The sequence below is a fragment of the Longimicrobium sp. genome, from assembly GCA_036389795.1.
GTDB lineage: Bacteria > Gemmatimonadota > Gemmatimonadetes > Longimicrobiales > Longimicrobiaceae > Longimicrobium.
In genome coordinates this window covers 1-19008 of sequence record DASVWD010000108.1, presented here as the reverse complement: position 1 = coordinate 19008, position 19008 = coordinate 1, and the positions used below count along the sequence as shown (strand labels likewise).

Sequence of the window (19008 nt, the reverse complement as noted above, 5' to 3'; positions counted from 1 at the left end):
CCATGCCCACGCCCGGAACCTTCACCCTGCACAGCCGCGCCCTCCCCGACCTCCCGGCGGGGCCGTACACGCTGCACGCCGAGCAGGACGTAGCCGCCCCCGGCGCCGCCCCGCACACGCTGGACGTGCACCTGGAGGTCACCGCGCCCCGCTTCGCGCTTCCGCGGGACCAGGTGCTGTCGACCTTTCCCCCCAACCAGGCGCAGGGGGCGTTCAGCTCGATCCTCCCGCAGATCGTCATCAGGGACCGCACCGGTCCCTGGCAGCGCGAGCTGGACGGCCGCCTGGCACCCGGCACCCTGCCGCGCGAGCTCCCCTGGCTGGCGCTGGTGGTGCTGGCGGACGGCGAGTGCGAGTTCCGCGCGTCGCGCCCCGTGGCCGAGTGCGTCACGCCGGGAGTGGTGCTGGAGGGACGCAACGACGTGATGGTGGGCGACGCCATCGTGGTCACGCGGCGCGTGGTGGACCAGGTGTTCCCCACCCGCGAGGAGCTGCCCCTGCTGGCGCACGTGCGCAACGTGGACCTGGCCGATACGGAGCTTGCCCTGGGCGACGACGATGGGTGGCTGGCGGTGGTCCTGGCCAACCGGCTTCCTCAGCCGGACGCGCGCTACGGTGCCTATCTGATCTCGCTGGAAGGGCAGTACGAGGTGCTGCTGGAGCGCGCGGAGACGGAGCCGGTGCCGGCGCGCGCCTTCGCCACCGCCTTCGTATACGCCGACGCTCCGCGCCTCGCCGACACCTTCTCCTACCAGGCCGCCTCCTTCGTCGACGGCTCCGCCGCGGCGGTCGTCGCGCCGCCGCCGCCGGGCGCCCCGCCCGCGTCGGAGAGCGCCGGGCCGGCGGCGGGCCGGCCGTCGTTCCGCGCCTCGGGCGCGCACACGGCGGCGGACGCCTGGTCGGGCGCGGCGTCGCACCGGCTGGGCGCGGGCCCCCGCGGGGCGGAGCGGTTCGCCCCCCCGCGGAGCACGGCGCACCTGGTGGGCGCGCTGCACGCGGTGGACCTGGAGCTCTTCGACCCCGGCGCCCGCCAGTACACCTTTCCCGTGCTGGCCCACTGGCAGTTCACCTGCGCCGGCGAGGGCGACTTCCAGTCGCTCATGCAGGGGCTGGACGTGGGGATGCTGGGCACCCTGCCCAAGCCGCCCGACCCCCCGCAGCCGGGGGAGAAGCCGCCGCCTCCTCCCTCCCGCCCGCCGCCGGTGGTGCTGGACACGGGGCACGTGGCGCTGGAGCACGTGAGCCGGCTGGGCGAGCCGGGGACCGTCTGGTACCGCGGCCCGCTGGTCCCCCGGCCGGTGGACCGCGAGATGCCCGCCGGGGGGGTGCTGCCCCTGCTGCACGCCAGCGACCAGGCCCGCCGGGTGGGGCCCGACGGGCGCGAGAACCTGTCGCTGGCCACGGCCTTCGAGATCGGCCGCCTGCTGGCGCTGGCGGAGCCCGGCGTGGTGGCGGCGCTCCTGAACTGGCGCAAGGAGGGGTTCGAGCGGGCGCGCCGCACCGCCCTGCTGGAGGCGGAGCCGGAGCTGCTCCTGGCCGGCGTGCACGGCCTGGCCGCGGGGCTCGCCTCGCGCGCGGGGCACGCGCTCATCGCCGGGCTGGGCGCGGGCGGCGCGGCCCGCATGGGCGCCGTGCGCCCGCCGGTGGACCCCGGCCGCCCCGTGCCGGGGGTGGACGATGCCGACCTGGCGCAGCTGCTGGCGACGGGGCTGGGCGTCCCCCTGGCGACGGTCCGCGAGGCCATCGACCCCGGCGCCGTGCGGGCGGCCGCCCCCCTCGCCGTACCGCTGGTCCAGCAGCCGACGGGGCTGGAGGCGCTGGCCGGCCGCGCCGCCACCTCGTTCGCGCACCTGCGCCGCGCCGCCACCGGCGCCGTGGCCGCCGTCGCCCTGGACGCGCAGGCGGCCGGGGCCGTCCTCCCCGGCCCCGCCGCCGCGCAGGACGCTGTCCCCGACCTCGACCCAGGAGCCCCCCGATGAGCCCGGTGCGCGCCGCCCTCCTCGACAACCCGCTGGTGCTCTCGGCCACCGTCCGGGCCGTGTCGCTGCAGCGGGCGGAAGCCGAGGCGGCCCCCGCGGGCGGCCTTCTCCCGGACTCGGTGCGCCACTGGCTCGCGCGCCTCCGGCTGCTGGAGGGCGTCCCGTTCGCCCATCTGGTCCCCGACGCCGAGCTCCTTCCCCTGGAGTCCATCCGCTTCTTCTACCTGGACCGGGAGTGGGCGGACGCGCTGGTGCAGGGCGCGCTCTCCGTGGGCACCGTCACCACCCTGGACCGGGAGCAGATGCAGGCGATGCACGCCGAGATCCGCGCGGAGGTGGACGCGGAGGAGCGGCGGGTGCGCGTGGTGGGGGGCGATTCGCCCGGCCTCGCCCGCGCCGAGGCGGTCACCGGCTTCCTCCTCCGCTCGCGCGCGGTCTCGGGATGGCCCGCGCTGCACGTGCGCGCCTACCGCGACGAGGTCGGGCCCGACGACGCGAAGGTACCGGAGAACGGCCTCCGCCTGCTGAGCCTAAAGCGGCTGGCGCCCGCCGTCCTCTTCTGCCTCTTCGACGGGATCCCCGCGGTGGTGCACGTAGAGGAGCCGCGGCAGGGGATCCAGTTCGGCGTGGACCTGACCGTGGGGGCCACGGGGACGTCGGGGGCCACGGTGCCGCTGCGCGACGTGACCACCGCCACCCGCCTGGACGCCATGCAGCCGCCCCCCGCGGGGCCGAAGGCGGTGGAGGTCCCCTTCCGCCGCGGCGCGCCGGGGGTGATCGACGTCAAGACGCTCACGGCGCGCATCGCCGCCCAGCCGGCCACGAAGGTCAACGCCTTCGAGGCGGCGGGGGTGCAGAGCGCCGAGCTGGCCATGCAGATGCTGCAGTTCCCCTTCCGGCAGGTGTTCGGCGACACCCGCCCCGGCGCCGGCGGCCCCGCGCCGGTGTTCGGCGACCTTTTCCGGCCCAGCGTGCGCATCGAGGCGGTGCGCGCGTGGCACCTGGGAGACGGCGAATGAGCGACGCATTCCCTGGACGGCTCGCGGAGGCGGTCTTCTCGCCCGGCTACGCCACCCTGGTACGCGCCGGGGTGGACCGGGCCGCGTTCGACAGCTGGGACGCGCGCCTGGCCCGCGACCCCCGGCTGCTGGTGCCCATCGACGTGCAGGCGCTGGTGGTGCCCCGGGGGTCGGTGGGCCAGGCGGTGCCCACCGCCACCTTCGTCCCCGTGGCGGATCCGGACGACGGGCTCGCGGCCGCGCTCCCGGTGGCGCCGGAGCCCTTCGGCGACCCGGAAGCGCGCCCCGAAGGCGTGTACCTGCACTGGGCCGGTCCCGACGGCCTGACGCGCGGCGACGCCGGCAACGCCCGCGGGGGGACGGCGCCCGCGGGGAACGCCCTGTCGCCCCTGCCCCTTCCCGACCGCTGGGTGGTCGTGCGGATGGTGCACGGCCAGCCCTCCGTGCGCGCCTGGGTGGTGCTGGCGGACCGCGGCGAGCGCCACCCCCTGGCGGGATGGACGGAGCCCGGCCCCCTCCCCGCGGGGACGCTGCGGGGCGCCTCGGGCCGACGGGTGATCCCCCGGGAGCGGCTGACGGCGGTGGCGGGGGGCGATCCGGCCTGGGCGGCCACCTACGACGCGGTGGTGGACCGCTTCGCCTTTCACGACGACCTGGCGGACCTGGCCGGGGCCCGGGCGATCCCCGACCTGTCGTACCTGGTGGCCGGGTGGTGGTCGGACCCCGCGCTGGACCCGCTGCGCGACTGCGTCTCGGTAGGCGCCTACCAGGCGCGCGCGCGCTGGCTGGGGTGGCTGGCGCCGGAGCCCGAGGGGCTGGCGGAGGGCGCGCAGGCGGGGGCGGCGCAGCAGGTGAAGCGGCAGTCGGTGGGGCTGGCCTCGCCCCCGCCGTCGTACACCGGCCGCACCGCCTTCTCGCCCGCGCACGCGGGGGCCGCGGCGGAGGTCACCTTCGCGCGCGCGGAGCTGCTGGACGACCACGCCGCGTTGCGCCTGGCGGAGGGCCCCGCGATGCCGCGGCTGACGCTGCTGCACGGCTCGGTGGTGGGGGTGGCCCCGGGGGGCGGGCCGGACCTGGCCCCGGACGCGGCGCGGATCGAGGTGGCCGTGGGGCCCACGGGCTTCGCCGCGCTCAGCGCCCTGCTGGCCGAAGGCCCCGCCGCGCGGTGGGTGTCGTCGGAGCGGGTGCTGGCCGCCTTCGCCTCGGGGCTGCTGAGCGGCATCGACGGCCCGGGAGGGCAGGCCGCTGTGGACGAGGACCGCCACGCGGGGGGCTTCGTGGGCTTCGGCGCCGGCGCGCGCGCGCGGCCGGACCGGGTGGCGGAGGGCGACGTGATGGCGGGCGACCGCCCCCCTCCGCCCCCCGCGGCCCCGCCGCCCCCGCCGGCGGCGGGGGGGCCGGCCGAGCGCGCGGGGGCGCCCCGGGCGCGGCTGGTGCGCCGGGAGGCGTACCGGGTGCGCGAGCTGTCGCAGGCCCGGCGGCTGGACGGCGCGCCGATCGGCGCCGCCGCCGCGCCGCGCTCGTTCCGCGACGTGGCCGTCCCCGCGCCCCGCGTCTTCGTCCCGGCGGACCTGGCCGTGGTGCTGCGCGGGGCCGCCCGCTCGTTCCGCCACGGCGGGGACGGGCGCTTCACCCCCGACGGGCGGCTGGCCTGCCGGCTCCCCGCCCAGGTGGTGCGCGGCTACCCGGGGCTGCTGGACGGCCGGGAGCTCCCCGCCGGGCTGCGGACGGTGGGCTCCGGCGCCGTCCCGGAAGAGGTGGACCTGCTCCTGCGCGAGACGGCCCTCACCGACCCCTACCGCTGGGGCGAGGTGGCGGCGTGGGGGAGCACCGCCACCGGCCTTCCGCGGGAGGCGGTGTCGGCCCGGATGCGCGCGGAGACCGCCCTGCGCGTGGCGGCGCCCCGCTCGCGCGGGCTGCGCGCGGAGCTGGACGGCGAAGCGGGCGACGTCATCCGCCGTGCCTCGCTGGCGGAAGGGCACGAGGTGTCGCCGGTGGGCGTCACCCGCTGGGCGCAGCCGTGGATCCCCCTCTGGTGCGACTGGGAGCTGGAGCTGCGGGTGGACGACGCCCTGGGCCGGTGGACGCTGGGGCCGGTGGACCTGGAGCCCCGGGGCGGGGACGGCCCCGACGCCGCCGCCACCCGCGTGGTGCGGGGCCGCTCGCCCCTGGCCGGCGCCGCGGCGCGGGCGCTGGCGGGGCAGATCCGGCGCTGGCTGGCCGACGAGGACGCCCGCGACCAGGCGGGGCAGGGCCAGGTCTCCGACCGCCGCGAGGCGGAGCTGGCCGAGGCCGCCGCCGCGGCCGAGGGGCTGGACGTGCTCTCCGCCACCCTGGGCGGCGTCCGCGAGACGCTCCTGGGGCTGGACCCCGACGAGGCGTCGCAGCGCTCCATCCACCCCGACGGCACCCCACGGGGCGGCCCGCTGGCCCGCGGGCTCCCGCTGCTGCTGGCCGGCGGCGGCGCGGCGCTCACCCGCCTGCGGGTGGTGGACGCCTTCGGCCGGTGGCGCGACATCCCGCCGCAGCGGCTGGCCGCCGCCGAGGTGGCGACGGCGATCGCGCACCCGGCGGGGGCGCCCCGGATCACCCTCCCTCCCCGGCTGCAGCGCCCCGCCCGCCTGGCCTTCCGCTTCGTGGACCCCCGCACCCCCGACGGCGACCCCGCCGTGGAGGCGCGGGTGGACCAGCAGCACCCCGACCAGGCGGTGAGCCCCGTGGCCGGGTGGCTCCTTCCCGACCACGTGGACGAAGCGCTGGAGTTCTTCGACGCCGCCGGCGCCCCGCTGGGGCAGCTGATGCACGACGAGCTCACCGGCGCCGTGGTGTGGGAGGGCGCGCCGGGGCGCCCGGGCCCCGTGGGCGGCCCCCCCGACCCCGGCAGCGATCCCGGCGCCCGGCACCTGGCCCGGCTCGCCGCCGCCACCGTGGCCGCAGACGCCGCCGCCCGCAACGGCCCGGCCGGCCCGCCGGCCGAGAGCGCCCTCGCCGCGCTGCTTCGGGCGATCGACACCACCCTGTGGACGGTGGACCCCCTGGGATCCGTGGGCACCGGCGCCGTGGCCGGGCTGGTGGGGCGGCCGATCGCCGTGGTGCCGGCGACGCTGCGGCTGGAGGTGCAGGACGACCTCGACCTGCTGACGTTCGCCGACGCGGACGCGCGCGCCGCCCGCGCCCGGGCGTACGCGGAGCTGGCGTCGCGGGCCATCGCCGTGCGCCTGGGCGAGCTCACCCGCGCCGACGACGGGCTGCTGGCATACGTGGTGGACGACGACTACGCCCGCCTCTGCCCCGTCGCGCCGGACGTGCGCAGCCAGGCACGGACCGGGGGCAGGCAGCAGGGGCAGCTGGGCCCGTTCGGCCCCGGCTCCGCCGCCGCGCCCGGGGTGACCCCCATCGTCCATCCCTACCTCTCCGGCCCCACGGAGGTCACGGCGCGCCCCGGCCAGCTCGTGCGCCTGACCCTGCTGATGAGCCCCGGGGGAAAGGTGCACGCCACCTGCGGCGTCCTTCCCCGCAAGGCGCTGGCGCTGGCCCGCGACTGGTTCCACGACGCGCTGGTGCGCCTGTCGCCCTCGTTCCGGGTGGGGCCCGTGCTGGTGGACCCCACCGCCGTGAGGCTGCCGATGGTCACCGGGCTGGGCGAGCGGCAGGCCTTCACCCGCCGCGACACGCCGCTCACCTGGCGCGACGACCCGATCTCCGCCGCCACCCAGACGGCGTACCTCCCGGAGCAGCCCTCCACCCTGCAGGAGGGGTGGATCCGGGTGGAGCCGCGCGCGGCGGAGGGCGCGCCGTGACGGCCCCGGTCCGGGTGCCCACGGGCACGCCGGTGCGCGCCCCCGCGCCGCACCCGGCGAACCCGGCCGCCGGCCAGTGGACGGCCGTGGGCCCGGCGGCGGTGGTGCGGGGGGCGGCGGCGGGGCGGCCGCGGGTGGCCGGCCGCGTCCGCGCGCTGGCGGTGAGCCCCGACGGGCAGCGGGCGTACGCCGGGGCGGCCGGGGGCGGCGTGTGGTACAGCGGCGACGGCGGCGCGCACTGGACGGCGCTGGACTTCTACGCCTCCACCCTGGACGGGGCTGGCGCGCTGCACCCCGCCGACGCGCTGACGGTGGGCGCCCTGGCGGTGCGCTGGGGCGCCACGGCGGCGGCCGACGTGGTGTACGTGGGCCCCGGCGAGCGCCCCCCGCGGGCGGGGGCGCCCGCCGGCACCGTGCAGGGGGTGGGGATCCGGGTGGCCACGGGCCCCGCCGCGGCCGCCGCCGCCACCGGGGCCGCCGCCGCCGATCCCTGGCGGCTGGAGGCCACGGACCTGCGCGGGGTGGCCGTCCACGCCCTGGCGCCGGACCGGGTGGCCGCCGGGGTGGCGTGGGCCGCCACCAGCCGCGGCCTCTACCGCCGCCCCGCGGCGGGTGCGGGGCCGTGGACGAAGGTCGATCCCGGCCTGGGCAAAGGGGAGATCGCCGACGTGGTGGTGGTGCCGGGACTGGGCACCGAGCCGGAGCGGGTGTACGCCGCCTCCGCCACCGGCGCGCTGGCCCGCAGCGCGGACGGGGGGGCGCACTGGGTGGCGGTTCCCCTCCCCGCCTTTCCCGCGGCGGAGGTGGCGGCCGGGATCCCTGTCACGCGGATGCGGCTGGCCGCGGGAAACGTCCCCGGCCACGCGGTGGTCTGGGTGCTGGCGGACGGGCCGCGGCTCTGGCGAGTGGACGGCGACGCCGCGGAGCGGGTCTCGGGGCTGCCGCGCACCCTCTTCGACACCCCCGCGGGGGAGAGCCCGTCCGGGATGGCGCTGGCGGTGCACCCCACCACCGATCCCGCCCACCAGGACGTGGTGGCGGTGGGCGGCCACGCCTTCGCCTTTCCCGCCGGGCGGCCCCAGGCGGCGCTGTTCACCGGCAAGGTGGCGGGCGCCCCGGGGGCGCTGGCCTTTCCGCGCGCCGCCGTGGCCTACGGGCTCCCGCCCGCGGAGTGGGTCGGCGCCGGGGTGCCGGCCGGCGTGCAGGAGCTGGCGTGGGCGCCCGCCGGCGGTACCGCGCACCTGTGGGCCGCCGGGAGCGGCGGGGTCTTCCGCTCCCCGGCGGACGGGGCGCGGGGAAGCTTCCGCGAGCGGAACACGGGGCTGGCCGCCGCCGACGCCGTCGCGCTGGCGCAGGCGGCCGGCTCCGACGCGCTCCTCCTCCTCTCCACCCGGGACGGGGGCGTGCTGCGGCAGCGCGCGGAGGAGACGTGGGAGGCGGTGGAGGCAGGGGCCGCCGGCGGAGTGGCCGTGGACCCCGCCGACCCCCGCCGCGTCTACGCGCAGGCCGGCGCGGGCCGCTGGCTGCAGTCGGGGGACGGCGGGCGCACCTTCGCCGGGCTGGGTTTCCAGTCCGGCGCCCCGGCGGGGCTCCCGGCCGCGGACGCCGCGCGCTGGGCGGAGGCCCTCCGCGACGAGCGTGATCGCTCCGCCGCCGTGGGGAACATGGCGCTGCTGGCCGTCCCCGGCGCGCGGGGAACGCAGCGCGCGCTGGGAACGGACCGGGTGTGGTACGCGGACGACGCGCTGCTCCGCGCGGCCGCCGCCTCGCCCCGCTCCGGGTGGATCACCCTCCCCGCCGCCACGGATCCGTTCGACCCCGCCCGACCGGACGTGCCCGCCCACGCGCAGGACAGGCTGGACTCCGCCGTCCTGGCCACCTGCTGGGGGAGCGCGGACCGCCTGTACGTCCTGACGCGCGGCTGCGTCTACCTCTTCGAGCGCACCTCTGCCGGGGCGTGGCTCCCGCCGCAGAAGCTCTACGACCAGGCGGCGGTGCGCCGCAGCCGCAAGAGCAAGCTGCTCCCGGGGCAGATCCCGGACGACCTGCCGCTGACCGCACTGGCGGTGCACCGGGCCTCCAGCGGGACGGGGACCCTGTACGCCGGCACGGCGGGCCCCGACAGCGCGCAGCACCTGTGGTGGTTCGACGGCGCCGGCGCCTGGCTCCCCGCGGGGCTCACGGCCGACACGCCGGTCCACGCGATCCTGGCGGACCCCGCGAGTCCCGACACCGTGTACGTGGGGACGGATGCCGGGGTGTGGCGCGGCACCGGCACCTTTCCCGCCGGCGGCGCGCCATCGTGGACGTGGGTGCACGATTCGGCCAGCCTTCCCGAGGCCCCCTGCGTGGACCTGGCGATGTACGCGCCGGGGGGCGGCGCGCAGCGGCGGCTGCGCGCGGCGCTCGCCGGCCGCGGGGTGTGGGAGATGGCCCCCGGGGCGCCCGCGCAGGGCCCGCGGGTCTACCTGCGCTCGCACCCGTACGACACGCGGTGGACAACCGTGCCGGAGGGCGGCGCGCGGGACCCGCTCTCCCCCACAGGCGCGCAGTTCCCCCTGGACGCCTCGCCGGACCTGCGCGTCCGCCGCGCGCCCGCCGCGCCCCCGCCGCGCCCGGTGGCGCTCCCGCTGACCGCCGCGAGCGACCCGTACGACCTGTGGCTGATGCAGTCCGCCCTCCGCGCGGCGGGCGAGGAGCTGGACCCGGAGGCGCCGTGGTCCCCCGCGGCCGCCGCCGCGCGCGACCGCCGCCGCGACGCCCTCCTCACCCCCGCCGCCACCCCCCTGCAGGCGTGGAACGCTATCCTCGCCGGGCATCCCCTCCCCTTCGACCGCACCCCGCCGGACTTCGCCGACCTGGCGGCGCACCTGCGCGACGAGCCGGACCGCTGGCCCAAGGGGTCGCACACCTCGTCGGTGGCGGACACGGCGGCGCGGGTGCACGTGACGGTGCACAGCCGGCACTGGCATCCGGTGGACTTCGGCCGGACCTCCGTCGCCCTGCTGCGCACCCCCTGGTCGCGCCGCCACAGCCTGGCGGGGACGGCGCCGCTCCCCGCCGGCTGGGCCGCGGCGCTCCTGGCGGACCGCACGGCGCCCGCCGCGTCGCGCGGGGCGTGGCTGGCGGGCTCGGCGTGGGCGTACGCGGACCCGGCCGCCCCCTTCCGCCCGGTGGACGAGCCGTTCGATCCCCACAACCCGCAGGTGGTGGAGTTCGACGTGTCGCTGGCCGGCGCTTCGTGGGAGAAGCCGGGGTGGCTCCTGCTGGCGGTGGTCCTGGCGGACGACGACCCGCTGACGGCGACGGAGACGGACGTGGCGCGGCTGGTGCGCACCGACTACCGCGTGGCCGCCCGCTCCGTGCGCCGCGCCCTGGTGCTGGCGGAGCCGATGACGCTCTACGCCGGGATGGATACGTCCCAATACCCGGGCCAGGCTGTGATGGACAATGCCTGGCGTGCTTCGAACCTCCTGTGGACGGGATTGTACTTAGATTCACCCGCGCCCGTCCCCGGGGAGGCCGCGACCACCAGGCCGCGAAACGGCCACAACCGGTTGGGCGGCATTGGAACTCACCCGCTCGGGGGCTGGATGACAGCCTGGCCCGAGATCCATTCTTCCTGGGGCATTCTGCCTATCTATTGGGGCCAGCAGGATCCCGCGAACCCCAACGACGGTCCTGTGGACGTACGGCTTTTCGTCGCCGAAGGTAACGCTGTGGACGCTGCGGCCAAGGCCACCACAGCCGGCATTCCTGCGGGCGCGGTCCTCTATGTCGATTGGGAGGTGGGAGGCAACCCGAGTGTCCAAGGACTTGCGTACTGTGACCAGCTCTTTCACCTAATCGCCGAGCGAGGGTACAGGCCCGGTGTCTATTGCCATCCTCCGTCCTCGCTCCAGTTCCGGCAGAACTGTCCGGGGTTGTTCGTGTGGAATGTGAACATCAACCCCTCCAATGAGGCTCGGATCCGGATCTCGGGCGGCCAACTCCTGGTGCGCACACCGGCAATGGACGCGCGAGGAGAACGGTCCACCGACCGCGATGCGCTCGCACGGCAATGGTCCGACACCACCCCGCCGCCTGCAGGCAATCCGGTCCCCGGCTTTCCGGGGATCGACTGTAACGTCGCCGTCGTCGCCGACCCCGCCTTTCCCGAGCGGCGTTGCCAGCCCGCGCGCATCCACGGGGGCCGGGTCGCCGCAGTGCCGGCGGCGGCTGGGGCGTGCGCCATCTACGCCGTGCGCCGGGGGCTCCCCCTCCGCGTGACGTGGGCGCCGGGCGCCGCGGCGCGCGACGCCGACCCGGTCCCGGCCGGCACCCCCTACGCGTGGAACCCGTTCTCCACCCTCGCCGCGCTCGGCGTCCCGGGGCCGACGGCCGCGCCCGATCCCACCCACTTCCTGCTGGCCCTCGCCTTTGCGGAGGCGGAGGGCGAGGACGCCTGGCGGCTGCAGGCGCTGCGGCTCCCCCCGGGCGGTGCGTGGGCGCACCAGACCGTCCCGGGCGCCGGCTTCGCCATCGATCCACTCCCCGGCGTGGCGGCAGTCACCCGCGGGGACGAGTCGGTCGACACGTTCGTGGTGGACGACGACGCGGGGCGGCTCGCCGTGGCGCGCTGGGACCCGCAGGCGCGCGACTGGTCTCCGCTTACGGACATCGCCGGCGCGGACGTGCGCAGGTCCAACCGGCACGCCGCCGTCAGCCGCGCCGCCGGTATCGCCGACGTCTTCTGGGTCGGTGCCGACGGCCTCGTCCGCGCCGCGTCCTCCGCGGCAGGCGCCCCCGGCACGTGGAGCGCGCCCGTGCAGGTCGGCGCGCCGGCGGTCCGGGTGCACCCGTTCGCCAACCTGGCCGCCGTCAGCCGTGACGCGGACCGCGTGGACGTGCTCTTCGTCGGCAGGCAGGACGGGACCACGGAGTGGCGCCTGCACGACGTCTTCTGGACGAACCCCGGCGGCTGGGGTGCGCCGCCCCACGCGCAGGTGGCCGGCGGCGCGACGGTGGACCTGGAGCCGCTGGCGGGGATCGCGGCGTGCAACCGCGATGCGGACCACGTGGACGCGTTCGTCGTCGGGGAGAACGGGGCGCTGTTCACCACCGCGCTCACCCGTGCGACCGGCGCGTGGTCGGCGCTGCGCCAGATCGGGGGGGCGCCGGCGTCGCGGCTGGCGTCGGTGGACGCGGCGTGCCACCACGGCCCTAACGACGTACAGGTGGTCGTCACCGGCCGGGACGGCAACGTGTACGCCACGCGGTGGAACGCCGGCACCGCCGACTACGGCCCCCTCGAGCGCGTAGGACCGCTGGATCTCTGAAGCTCCTGACGCTTCGAACTGTGCCTCAAGACATCGCGGACGGCCAGGTCCCACTGCGATGTTTCGGCTCGCAAGCACTCGCCACCGGCGCCGCGACCTCCTCCCGCACTCGCGCATCACCTCTCCCGACCTCGGCTCGCTCTGGACTCGGCGAAACTCGCGCGCCGCGCGCAGCCGGTTGCTGACGACAAGGGAAGACGCGAGGAGGAACGGCTGTCCGCAGTCCCTGGCGCGAGGAATCTCCTCACGCGTACATCGATTGGGCTTGAACAGCGTGTCACCGTTGGCCGCCCGGAACTCCGGGTCGATGAGGTAGTTGATCTTGTCCACGAGCAGCGGCGCGCTCCCCTTCACGAAGAGCACCTGCTTGGAGGGCGGCAACCGCAGCACCTCGTCGGCCACTAGGAGACGCCTTCCCTTCTCGGAGACCGATTCGCCATAGTTGGTCGAGTGCCCGCTGCTCTTCCCGTAGCTGCGTCCCTTGCCGAAAGACCAACTTTGGTGAAGAGCGCGGTCTCGCCCGTCATTCTCGATAGCAGGTCGGCGGTGGTCCAGTCGTTCGTGCCGAAGCACTGCTTGACGTCGCGGTTGGCGAAGATGGTCTCCCAGCCTCCAGCCGGCCTCCCCACTTCGCCCAGGCACGCGCGTCGCTGTAGGTGTGCCCGTCCTTCCAGTATAGCCTCACCTGCGGCTCCTGTGCGCCGACCGCCGCCGGCGCCTGCCCTCCCGCCCTCTTATTGGCTACCCGTGACATCTTCTGATTCCCCGGCGAGGCAGGTACAGGTCCGCGGCTCCTCATTTGAGGGTACCGCGCACCCCGGGGGAGCGTTCTGCGTTTTGCGATTGGAGTCTTGTTACTGGCTCCAGACCTGAGCTAAAAACGAAAACCCGCAGGCGGCGTAAGGTACCGTCCTACGGGCATTTAGCTCAGTGTCGCAAACGAAAGCTCGAACCCTCGACCTCCAGATTAGGAGGCAGTCGCTCTATCCACCTGAGCTACGGGGGCGAGTAAACCCGTCAGAGTGGAAACGGTGCTCGCTGGGAGACTCCGTGCCGGTGTTCGAGGCACAGCCAGGTGGGTCATCCGCCGCCGCCGATCGGCGGCGAGAAGCGCGAGGACCTCGAGGAGGATCCGGCCGCCCCCGCGTGGATACGCCTGCTGCTGCTCGGCAACTCCACCGCCCATGGGAGCGGCTGCCTGGAGCACACCCTGAAGCCGATACGACGTGAGGGCCGGATCGGGGGAGAGCGATCAGGGCGCGCGACTCCCCTCTCATACCACCTTCCGAACCGACTGTGCATTCCCATGCCACACGAGGTCATCTGAGGGAGCGTCCGCGTGGAATTCGCCCCCGCCAAGGGTTGGACGCGACGAAGGATCTACTCCGCGCGTCTGGTGCAGTGCGCAGAAGCGGCCTCGCTCCGGGGGGAGTAGATCCTTCGGTCGCCGCCAGGCATCGTTGCCGAGGCAGGTTCGGTGCAGCGGCTCCCTGAATAGAAACTACCTGGCTCGTGCGCTGTGACGGGCTTCGGTGCTCGCCGCGGGTAGCCCCCCTCCCCGGCCCTCCCCCCGCTGGGGTGGGAGGGAGAACTACAACCCCGTTTCATCCTCCCGGGGTCGCGCGTAGCGCGGTGGAAGACTCAGGATGACATCTCGTTTGCATCATCGATGTCACCCTCCTTCAGGAATGACGTCTCGTTTGCATGATCGATTGTAGAACCTGGCATCACGCTCCGCCAAGCGGAGGCGGCCGAGTGCTCGCCGTGTCTTACCCTACCATGGGCGCGTCCTGCTCCACCCCCGCGGGCCGGGGCGGCGCGGCAGCCTGGTCCCGGTAATCGGAATACTCCGACACCACGCGAGCGGGCACCGGCGACGTCCACGGCCGGTACTTCATCGCGCCCGCCGTGTTGAACAGCACCACCTGGTCCCGGGGGCCGATCCAGGCGGTTTCCGCGAGACGCCGCAGCGCCGCCAGCGTGGCCGCACCCTCCGGCGACGACGAGATCCCGAGCGAGCCGAAGCTCGCCTGCGCCGATGCGATCTCTTCGCGGGTCACGGCCAGCGCCGTCCCGTTGCTGTCTCGCACGATCCCGGCGACCAGCGCGCCGTCCGGGGGGCTGGGCACCCGGAGCCCGGTGGGCGCCGTCCGGACCGGCCCGCCGCCCGCGCCGCCCTCGTCGTCGCCGCGGATCGCCGACACCAGCGGCGCGCAGCCCTCCTCCTGCACGCACACGAACCGGGGCACGTCTCCGCTGACCCACCCCAGCGCCTTCATCTCCCGGAACGCCTTCCACATCCCGATGATCCCCGACCCGCCGCCGGTGGGGTAGACGATCACGTCGGGGAGCCTCCACCCGAGCTGCTCGGCCAACTCCAGCCCCATCGTCTTCTTCCCCTCCACCCGCCCCGGCTCGCGCAGCGTGCCGACGTTGAACCACCCCTGCTCGTCCCGTCCCTCATCGATCAACCTCCCGGCGTCCTGGATCAGCCCGCGGATCAGGCAGACCTCGGCCCCGTAGCCCCGGCACTCGTCCACGATCAGCCCGGGCGTGTCTTCCGGGAGGAACACGTGGGCCGAGATCCCCGCGCGCGCCGCGTAGGCCGCGAGCGCGCTCCCCGCGTTGCCGTTGGAGCCGATCGCGGCCTTGCCCACGCCGTGCTCCACGAGCAGCGACACCGCCACGGAAAACCCCCGCGCCTTGAAGGTGCCGGTGGGGTTCTGCTCCTCGCGCTTCACGTACACCGCGCCCACCCCCAGCGCCCCCCGCAGCGCCGGCAGGGGCACCAGCGGCGTGCACCCTTCGCCCAGCGAGACGATCGACTCGTCGCGCTGCACGGGAAGAAGCTCCCGGAAGCGCCAGAGCGAGCCGGGGCGCGAGGGGAGGACGTCCGGCCTGAGCGTGCGCGCCACGCGGTCCAGGTCGTACTCCACCAGGAGCGACCCGCCGCACGGGCAGCGCCCCGCGTGGCGGAACTCCGCCTCCCCGCCGCAGCGGCTGCACCTGAGCCAGAACCGCGCCGTGCCCGTGGTCTTCGCTCGGGCCCGGTTCGGAACCGAGAGAACGGTGCGCCGCCTCCTCCGCGACAGTCGCATCGGAAGCTCCTCGTTTGAAGTGGATGAGGGGGCGCGGAACGCCGCGCCCCGCCCCGCGTTCGGGGGGAGATCCGGGGCCGGATCGCCCCGGCTGCGGCTACGGCTTCTGCTCCCAGAGCGCGTCGATGATGACCCAGCGGCCGTTCCAGCGCACCACGTGCAGGTAGTCGACCCAGCCGCGCATGGTCGCGCGGACGCTGGCGGCGTTGCCGAAAATGTCGAGGATGCGCACGTCGGCCTGGCGCTCGGCGGCGGGGGTGCGGGTCCCGCCGCCGCGGCGCGTGATCTCCACCAGCTCGGCGGCGGTCATCCTGTCCAGCGTGCTGCGGCCCTGCGCGTCCGACTCCACCATCCGCTTGGCCAGCTCGGGGTGCAGCGCGCGCTCCATCCGGGCGGCGTCGCCGGCGTACCACGCCTCGGCGTAGTCCAGCGCCACCTGCCGGATCGCCGCCGAGTCGGCGGCCGTCGCCGCCGCCTGCGCGTGGGCCACGCCGGGCGCGGCGGCGCACAGCAGCAGGGCCGCTGCGAGATGACATCTCATGTTCTCTTCTCCAGTTCGGGGGGATGTGTCGGGTGAGGGAGCGTCCCTGCTCAGCCGAGCGCGCCGGTGGCGCGCTGGTGGCGCTCCCAGGCCAGCCACGACTGCTGGTCCGCCGCCGAGAGCCCCCAGCGGGAGCCTCCCTCGCCGAACCACGAGCGGGTGGCCTCGGGCGGCCCGCCGGCGCGCCGCTGGAGGTCGTCGGGGCTGGCGCGCAGCGCCCTTCCGAGCGCCTCGATCAGCGCGGCGTCGCTCTCGGAGAAGCGCGGGCCGTGGCCGGGGTGCGGCTTGTACGCCCGGGCGACCACGGCGCGGCGGGGGATGAAGGCGAAGTCGCGCTCGAACACCGCCGTCTCGCCGAGCTCGGGGTAGGCGAGCACCCGGTGGATCAGCGCCTCCAGGTCGTCCAGCCGGTGCGCGAAGCTCTCGCTCATCCCGTACATCCCCATGATGTAGCGCAGCGCCAGGTCGCGGGCGCCCAGCTCGTCGTCGGGCTCGGCGGTGAAGATGAAAGGGTCGTTGATCTCGAACAGCTCCACGCCGCGGAAGCCGGCACGGAAGAGGTGCACGGCCATCTCCACGGGGCCGATGTGGGGCATGTCGTGCCCCGTCTTGCTGTACGGGTCGACCACGTCGTGGAACCAGTTGCCCACGGGGCCGCGGTCCAGGAAGTCGTGCACCACCATGCAGCCGCCCGGCTTGAGGATGGCGTGGCTCTCCCGGAGCGCGGCGTAGATGTCGGGGATGTGGTGGGTGCCGTACGCGCAGAGCACGCCGTCGAGCGAGTCCGCCCGGAAGGTGCGCGACAGCCGGAGCGCGTCCTCGCGGGTGGGCATCCCCCACAGCCCGGCGCGGTAGAACATGTGGCGCGACACGTCGTTGGTGATCATCACCGGGGCCTGCCGCCGGCCGCGCGCCCGGAGCATGGGCTCCAGCGCCCCGGCCGCGCCCGCTGCGCCGTCGCCCGCGGGGCGGCCGCGCAGCCACTCCACCAGGTCGGCGCCGGAGAGCGCGAGCGGCCCGGAGACCCGCGCCCGCCCGTCGGCCATCCCCACCAGGCGCCCGGCGCAGGGGGAGGCGGGCGCGTCGGGCGCGTGCACCGCCACGATCACGGCGTCGGGATCGGCCAGGGCGGTGCGCCGCAGGAGGTCGGCCAGGGGGGCGGGAAGGTGGGCCGGGTCGCCGTCCGCGCCGAGCTCCGCCCCGGGGAGCACCACCACCTGCCGCTGCGCGAGCTGGCGCTTCGCTTCCAGAAGCCGCCAGACGTATCCTTCTCCGCCCAGCACGTCCAGGTAGACGCGCGGCCCCGGCTCGAACGCCCCGAGGAGGGAGAGGAGCGACTGGACGCCGAGCGCGCGGCACGCCGGGAAGGCGCGCATCCCCGCCGTGTAGTCGCGGCCCCGCCCCTCGGTGTCGAAGTCGCCGCCGGGCAGGTCGCGCCAGATCCCGGCGTAGCGCTGGTCGGCGCCGACCACCGCGGCGCCCTCGGGGATCCGGTCGGCGATCCGCCGGCGCCACTCGGCCTCGAGCTCTTCCAGGGAGAGGGCCTCGATGGCGGCCAGCTCCCCGGCGTCCCAGAGCGGGGCCAGCCCCAGGCGGAGGTCGGCCGCGCTCAGCCCGGCCAGCTCGCGCGGCGGCACCGCCGCCCGGAGGAGCTTCCAGGTGGGGGAGCTGGCGCCCGGCCCCACGATCAGGTCGTTCAGCGCCCGCACGTACTGCCTGAGCGCCGCCCGGTCGCGCCCCGCGCCCCGGGGGAGCGTCGCGATCGGGAGGCCCGCGCCGGCGGCCAGCAGCCGCGCGTCGGCCGAGAGCGGCTCGGCGGGGGCCGGGCCCCTCCCGGGGGCCGGCCCGAGGTCGACCAGCGAGAACCCCACCTCTTCCCACCCGGTGGGGTCGGCGGGCGCTTCGAGCGTCGCGGTCCCCGCCCCGAACCCGGCTTCCAGCGTGACGTCGGTCATGGCAAACCCTCTTTCGTTGAAGGATCCGGCGTGGTGCGCGGATGCGCTCCCGCGCGAACACCCGCGCGGATCGTGGACGGACGGACGGCAGCCACGGCCCGGCAGGACCGGGCGGCAGCCGCTGAACTTCGTATCTTCACGGATCGTCCCTGACGGCCCGCGGAGACGGAGGTGCGGAGAGGTGCTGAAGCGAGCCTGAGAGCCGGGGCCGCCGGCGTCATCGGGTCTCGGGACGATGCCGCTGCGTCTCGCTCAGAGGCGGACGATGGTGGTGCGGACCAGGCGCGACGAGGTCACCACCCAGGGCGGGAGGCGGCGCGCCACCTGGGGCGCCGCGCCGGCGTGGGCGGGTTCGTCGATCACGGTCAGGAGAGCCTCGACCGGCGCGGCCCCCCGCACCTCGAAGCCGGCCTCCCAGGGCCGGCCCTGCCCGGGGATGATCCGCACCCGGTAGCTGTCCAGACCGGGGGGGAGCGCCGGGAGCGCGCCGGAGAGCGACCAGCCGGCCAGGCGCTCGCGCGGCAGCGTCAGCACCAGCCGCCGGTAGCCGCCGCCCGCCACGCTGAGCCGCACGGCGCGCGTGCCGCGCGCGGGGTCGAGCGGCGAGGCGGACACCCGGGCGGCCGGGAACGGCAGCGCGGGCGGCGCCACCGCGGCCCGGTAGACCCGCGGCTCCCCGGCGGGCCGCAGCGCGAGCGGCGCGCCCCGCAGCAAGGGGCCCAGGTCGGCCGCGTCGCCCGCCGCCACGGTGAGCGTGCCCGTGCCGTCGGGCTCGTGGCTCTCCACCAGCGCGAGCCGCCGGGGCCGCTCGGGGGTGTAGGGCGAGGCCAGCGCCAGCCCCACGGTGGCCGCGAGGCCCACGACGCCGAGGAGCGCGGCGGCCGCCCCCAGCGGCCGCGCCCGCTCCACCAGCGCCAGCGCCAGCGTGGCGACGGCCAGCACCGGGGCCGCCACCAGCACGGCGATCAGCGGGTCCTGCGGCGACGGCGCCCCCGTGCGCCCGGCGAGCGGGACGAAGAACCCCACCAGGAGCACCCCCGTCTCCGCGGTCACCAGCGCCCCCGGCACCAGCGCCGGGAGGAGCCACGCCCCGCTCCGGCGCGGGAGGGCGGCCGCCGGGAAGAGGGCGGCGGCGGCCGGGAGCACCCACCAGAGCGCCAGGTACGCCGCGCCCACCCCCGCCAGGGTGAGCCCCAGCAGCACCACGCTCCAGAGCACGAGCGCCCCCGCCCACCTCGCCGGCGTGCCGTCCGGCGCGGCGCCCTCCCGCCGCTCGCGGCGGCGCAGCCAGAGCGCGC

At 76.4% G+C, this 19008-nt stretch carries 8 protein-coding genes; 4 read left to right on the top strand and 4 right to left on the bottom strand.

Annotated elements, in window-relative coordinates:
* Window positions 1-2 precede the first annotated feature (2 nt).
* Genes VF746_14545 through VF746_14530 form a run of 4 tightly spaced genes read left to right on the top strand, consistent with a single transcriptional unit; the run spans window position 3 to window position 12116 of the window.
* Window positions 3-1979 (top strand): hypothetical protein, encoded by a 1977-nt coding sequence (locus VF746_14545; protein ID HEX8693639.1) that lies wholly within the window; start codon window positions 3-5, stop codon window positions 1977-1979.
* Window positions 1976-2998: a hypothetical protein gene (locus VF746_14540; GenBank protein HEX8693638.1), complete on the top strand. Its 1023-nt coding sequence runs from the start codon at window positions 1976-1978 to the stop codon at window positions 2996-2998. Before VF746_14545 ends, VF746_14540 begins: the two co-directional genes overlap by 4 nt.
* Window positions 2995-6798, top strand: coding sequence for a hypothetical protein (locus tag VF746_14535; GenBank protein HEX8693637.1), 3804 nt, complete (start codon window positions 2995-2997; stop codon window positions 6796-6798). The genes VF746_14540 and VF746_14535 overlap by 4 nt, the downstream gene beginning before the upstream one ends.
* Complete coding sequence (locus tag VF746_14530) at window positions 6795-12116, top strand: glycoside hydrolase domain-containing protein (protein ID HEX8693636.1); 5322 nt, start codon at window positions 6795-6797, stop codon at window positions 12114-12116. The genes VF746_14535 and VF746_14530 overlap by 4 nt, the downstream gene beginning before the upstream one ends.
* A gap of 1769 nt (window positions 12117-13885) precedes the next feature.
* On the opposite strand, the gene VF746_14525 is transcribed toward VF746_14530, so the two are convergent.
* From VF746_14525 to VF746_14510, 4 genes are all read right to left on the bottom strand, one after another.
* The gene (locus VF746_14525) at window positions 13886-15214 is read right to left on the bottom strand and encodes a threonine synthase (protein ID HEX8693635.1); all 1329 of its coding nucleotides are present in this window, start codon (window positions 15212-15214) and stop codon (window positions 13886-13888) included.
* A gap of 97 nt (window positions 15215-15311) precedes the next feature.
* Window positions 15312-15755 (bottom strand): nuclear transport factor 2 family protein, encoded by a 444-nt coding sequence (locus tag VF746_14520; protein ID HEX8693634.1) that lies wholly within the window; start codon window positions 15753-15755, stop codon window positions 15312-15314.
* 50 nt (window positions 15756-15805) lie between these two features.
* Window positions 15806-17710: a methyltransferase domain-containing protein gene (locus VF746_14515; protein HEX8693633.1), complete on the bottom strand. Its 1905-nt coding sequence runs from the start codon at window positions 17708-17710 to the stop codon at window positions 15806-15808.
* Between the two features lie 252 nt (window positions 17711-17962).
* Window positions 17963-19008, bottom strand: a 1046-nt coding sequence (locus VF746_14510; GenBank protein ID HEX8693632.1) for a hypothetical protein, incomplete at its 5' end; no start/stop codon positions are given.